This is a genomic window from Sphingopyxis sp., assembly GCF_036402335.1.
Taxonomy (GTDB): Bacteria; Pseudomonadota; Alphaproteobacteria; order Sphingomonadales; family Sphingomonadaceae; genus Sphingopyxis.
In genome coordinates this window covers 1-2,725 of record NZ_DASWTD010000518.1, presented here as the reverse complement: position 1 = coordinate 2,725, position 2,725 = coordinate 1, and the positions used below count along the sequence as shown (strand labels likewise).

The following is a 2,725-nucleotide window of genomic DNA, read 5'->3' as shown; positions in this document are numbered from 1 at the left end:
CTTTCGCCGGGGTGCACATCCCTATCGGCAGCTTCCGGTCGTTAGCCGCCGCTGTCCCAGCTTAGACCTTGGCGCCGTAAAGTTCGTCGGCGCGCGCCTCGAACGCCGCGATCATCTTGCGCAGCGCCTTGTCGAACATCTGCCCCGCCAGCGTTTCGAACACGCGGCTGCGGAACGAGAAGTCGACGAGGAAATCGACGCGGCATCCGCCGCCCTCGGCCGGCCGGAAATGCCATTCGTTGTTCAGATGCTTCATCGGTCCGTCGATATAGCTGACGATGACCTCATGCGGACGCTGCTTGTGGACGCGGCACGAAAAGCTCTCGCGCAGCCCCTTGAAGCCGACGATCATGTCGGCGACCGTCTCGCGGTCGTCGTGGCTGCGGACGCGCAGCGCGATCACCCACGGCAGGAATTCGGGGTAGCGCTCGATATCGGTGACGAGCGCAAACATCTGCTCGTCGCTATACGGCAGGACGCGGGTTTCGTGATGCCTCGGCAAAGGTCCGTCAGTCCGCCTTGACGCGCGCCAGTTGCGCCTCGCGGGCCGCGCGCATGCGCTCGAAATCGTCGCCGGCGTGATAGCTCGACCGGGTCAGCGGCGACGAGGCGACCTGAAGGAAACCCTTGGCGCGCGCGATCTGCGCATAGGCGTCGAACGCCTGTGGCGTCACGAAGTCGATGACCTTCGCGTGCTTCGGCGTCGGCTGGAGATACTGCCCCATCGTCATGAAATCGATGTCGGCACTGCGCATGTCGTCCATCACCTGATGGACCTCCATCCGCTCCTCACCAAGGCCGAGCATCACGCCCGATTTGGTGAAGATCGACGGATCGCGACGCTTGACGCTTTCGAGCAGGCGCAGCGACGCATAATAGCGCGCACCCGGGCGGATCGTCGGATAGAGCCGCGGCACGGTTTCGAGATTATGGTTATAGACGTCGGGCCGCGCATCGACGATCGCCGCGACCGCGCTTTCGGGCTTGTTGCGGAAATCCGGCGTCAGGATTTCGATCGTTGTCTGCGGTGTTTCGCGGCGCAGCGCCTGGATCACCTTCACGAACTGGCTCGCACCGCCGTCGGGCAGGTCATCGCGGTCGACCGAGGTGATGACGATGTGGCTGAGCCCCATCTTCGCCGCGGCGATCGCGGTATGTTCGGGCTCAAGCAGGTCGACGGGGCGCGGCATCCCGGTCTTGACGTTGCAGAAGGCGCAGGCGCGCGTGCAGGTGTCGCCAAGGATCATCACGGTCGCATGCTTTTTCGTCCAGCATTCGCCGATATTGGGGCAGGCGGCTTCCTCGCACACCGTATGCAGGCCCAGCTCGCGCATCAGCTTGCGCGTTTCGGCATAACCGGGGCTGGTCGGCGCCTTTACGCGGATCCAGTCGGGCTTGCGCGCGCGCTGGCTGGGAGTGGCGGCTGGCTGCGGGGCGGGCGATGCGGGAGCGTTCATTTGGCCCACATAGTCGTGCACGTCGCTCTTCTCAACCTCTCTACCTATGCTAAGGCGCCTCCATGACTCACTTTACAGACATGATCGAGGGCTACCGGCGTTTCCGTAACGGCGGTTGGGCGCAGCAACGCGAACGCTGGGGGCAGCTTGCCGAGGGTCAATCGCCCAAGGTGATGGTGATCGCCTGCTCGGACAGCCGGTCCGAACCATCGCAGATTTTCGACACGAATCCGGGCGAAATCTTCGTCGTCCGCAACGTTGCTGCGCTGGTGCCGCCGTTCGAGACGACGCCCGGACGTCACGGCGTCTCGGCGGCACTCGAATTCGCGGTCCAGTTCCTGAAGGTCGAGGAAATCGTCGTGATGGGCCACGGCATGTGCGGCGGCTGCCACGCCGCGCTGCACCGTTCGATGGCGGGCGCAGAGCCGGGGCGGGGCGGCTTCATCGCCGACTGGATCGCGATGCTCGACGATGCGAGCGAACGCGTACGCAGCGAACATGCGAGCATCGATAACCGCGAAGCGGGCCGTGCGATGGAACTTGCGGCTGTCCGGGTAAGCCTTGACAATCTGATGACTTTTCCCTGCATTCAGGAAAAGGTCCGGCGCGGCACATTGAAACTGCGCGGCGCCTTTTTCGCGATCAGCGACGGTGTGCTGCACCTGCTGGACGACGCGACAGGAGAGTTTCACCCGGCCGCCTGACAGGGCCGCCCGAACAGGAGAGCGAGATGAGCAAGAATGCAATGTGGCTGACCCTCATTTTCGTCGCGGCCATTTTCGGTGCGATGATGGGGCCGGCCCTCGCGCGGAGCATGTCGCCCGGCACCCTGCTGATCCTCTCGGTCCTGCTGATCGGCGGCATCGTCATTTTCTGCTTCTGGGCGCTGTCGAGCAACAAGGGCGGTGCCAGGGGCGATACCGCCGCAACCGCCGACGCCCGGACGATGCAGGCGCCCGAAGGCAAGGCGCGCATCTATGTCACGCGCCGCGGCTTCGTCGCGGCGCTGCAGGGCATGGATGTGACGCTCGACGGTTCCGCGAAAGGTCAGATCAAGTCGGGCCAGATGCTGATGGCCGACGTCGCACCGGGGACGCATCATCTGCATGTCGCGACGGCAAAGGCCAAGCTCGCGCGCCCGGCGGAACTGGAAATCGATGTCGGGGCAGGCGGCGTGGTCGTGATCGACGCGATGATCGAAATGGGGGCGCTGAAGGGCGGCGTAAAACTGACGCGCCTAGATGCCGCGAAGGCGCGCGAAGATGTCC

At 64.5% G+C, this 2,725-nt stretch carries 4 protein-coding genes; 2 read left to right on the top strand and 2 right to left on the bottom strand.

Going from position 1 to position 2,725, the window contains the following annotated elements; genetic code table 11:
* Positions 1 to 61 precede the first annotated feature (61 nt).
* Both VGD20_RS16865 and lipA read right to left on the bottom strand, forming a co-directional pair.
* Positions 62 to 502 (bottom strand): type II toxin-antitoxin system RatA family toxin, encoded by a 441-nt coding sequence (locus VGD20_RS16865; protein WP_331135542.1) that lies wholly within the window; start codon positions 500 to 502, stop codon positions 62 to 64.
* Between the two features lie 7 nt (positions 503 to 509).
* Entirely contained in the window at positions 510 to 1,457 is a 948-nt protein-coding gene (gene lipA / locus VGD20_RS16860; protein ID WP_331135541.1) for a lipoyl synthase, read from the bottom strand.
* Positions 1,458 to 1,519: 62 nt separating this feature from the next.
* Here lipA and VGD20_RS16855 point away from each other — a divergent pair, with 62 nt between their 5' ends.
* Positions 1,520 to 2,161 (top strand): carbonic anhydrase, encoded by a 642-nt coding sequence (locus VGD20_RS16855; RefSeq protein ID WP_331135540.1) that lies wholly within the window; start codon positions 1,520 to 1,522, stop codon positions 2,159 to 2,161.
* A 26-nt stretch (positions 2,162 to 2,187) separates the two neighbouring features.
* The coding region (locus tag VGD20_RS16850; protein WP_331135539.1) for a DUF2846 domain-containing protein at positions 2,188 to 2,725 on the top strand (538 nt) is incomplete at its 3' end.